This window comes from Actinosynnema sp. NPDC023658 (genome assembly GCF_040639995.1).
Classification (GTDB): domain Bacteria; phylum Actinomycetota; class Actinomycetes; order Mycobacteriales; family Pseudonocardiaceae; genus Actinosynnema.
On sequence record NZ_JBFAAX010001091.1, the window covers coordinates 1 to 1,768 of the forward strand.

Below are 1,768 nucleotides of genomic sequence, written 5' to 3' on the forward strand. Positions count from 1 at the left end.
GGCCGCGCGGGACCGCGAGCTGGTCGACACCCTGACCTGCGTCTGGTTGCGCGCGGTCTACGGCATCACGGCCTAGCTACCGGAACCAGGTGCCGTCCGAGGCGCGGCGGTGGCCCAGCGCGCGGTACGCGGCGTCCACAAGGGACTGACCGCGCTCGTTCACGCCCACGCCCGGACCCATCCGGGTCATCGCGTACCCGAACGACATCCGCGCCGCCGGTGCGGCGAACCCCAGCGAACCGCCCATCCCCGAGTGCCCGAACGCGTCCTCCGACATCAGCACGCCGCGCTCGGCCGCGGGCAGGTGGCGGTTGCCCGCCGACTTGAGGAACCCGAGCGAGAACCTGGTGGGCGCGAGCAGCATCGCGTCGAACCCGGCCGACGCCACCGCCGACATGACCGCGACCTGCTCCTCGTCCACCAGCCGCACCCCGTTGTACTCGCCGCCCAGCGCCAGCGGGCGGTACAGCTGCGCCAGGCCGCGCGCGTTGCTCATCCCGCCGACCGCGCCGTACTGCGCCGCGTGGGCCTCGCGGGTGTTCGAGGCCGCGACGTACCCGCCGGTGTTGCCGACCAGCAGCGCCTGCATCGACCCCGGCTCGGTCATCGCCGTCACGTACATGCGGGGCACGTCCTCGCCGCGGTCGGCCGGGACGGTCGGCGCCACCAGCGGCTCCAGGTCCTCGGGCAGGGTCAGCCAGAAGTCCAGCCCCAGCGGACCGGACACCTCCTTCTCGAAGAACTCGGCCAACGACGTCCCGGCGACCCGCCGCACGACCTCACCGACCAGGTGCCCGAACGTCAGCGCGTGGTAGCCGTGCCGGGTGCCGGGCTCCCAGAACGGCTCCTGCCGCGCCAGCAGGCCGGTCATCAGCTCCCAGTCGAACATCCCGCCCGGCGGCACCGGCTCGCGCACCGCGGTCAAGCCGGCCTGGTGCGCCAGCAGGTGCCGCACCAGCGTGCCCTCCTTGCCGCCGTGCCCGAACTCCGGCCAGTACCGCACCACCGGCGCGTCCAGGTCCAGCTCGCCGCGCGACGCGAGCACGTGCGCGCACAACGCGGTCGCGCCCTTGGTGCACGACCACACGTGCGTGATCGTGTCCTCCGTCCACGGCCGCCCGCCCGCGTCGCCGCCCCACAGGTCGACCACGGTCTCGCCGTCGACCGTCACGTGCACGCCCGCGCCCAGCTCACCGCGCTCGGCGAAGTTGCGTTCGAACTCGGCGCGGACTTCGGCGAACTCGTCGGCGCAGGTGCCCTCGACCGTCATCGGCCCTCCAGGTGCGGCAGTCGTGTGCCCGCCACGCAACCACCGTGAGCCACGACACGTGAGTAGGGATTCCTCAGTCGGTAGGGTTGTGGCCGTCCCGACGACGGGAGGTCGCGCTTGCCGCCCTTCACCGACCGGGTGTCCTCCGGTGGGCCCCTCCCGGGTGGATCGGCCTCCGGTGGGTCCTTTTTCGGCCGGGAAGCCGAGCTGGCCGCCGTGTCCGACGCGGTCGACCGCGTGCCCGCCGCCGGGCTGGTGGCCGTCGCGGTGTCCGGTGAGCCGGGCATCGGCAAGTCCAGCCTGCTGGCCGAGGCGTGCCGCCGGCTGCGCGAGCGCGGCTGCGCGGTGGCCGCCGCGGAGTCCGACGACGTGAGCAGGCGCATCCCGTACGCGGCCGTGGCGACGGCGTTGCGGCCCGGTCGTGTCCACCGCGTCGCGGTGGGCCGCCCAGTCCTCGCGCGCCGGCGGAGGGGTGGTGATGCGCCGCTCGCCCTGCTC

2 protein-coding genes are annotated in these 1,768 nt (G+C 74.3%); one reads left to right on the top strand and one right to left on the bottom strand.

What is annotated here, in order from left to right; translation table 11 throughout:
- Window positions 1-76: 76 nt before the first annotated feature.
- Window positions 77-1,270, bottom strand: a complete 1,194-nt coding sequence (locus AB0G02_RS38375) for a serine hydrolase domain-containing protein (protein WP_360804870.1) — start codon at window positions 1,268-1,270, stop codon at window positions 77-79.
- 138 nt (window positions 1,271-1,408) lie between these two features.
- Between AB0G02_RS38375 and AB0G02_RS38380 the strand changes: the two genes are divergently transcribed.
- Window positions 1,409-1,768 (top strand): ATP-binding protein (locus AB0G02_RS38380; RefSeq protein WP_360804873.1); only part of this gene is annotated, 360 nt, incomplete at its 3' end.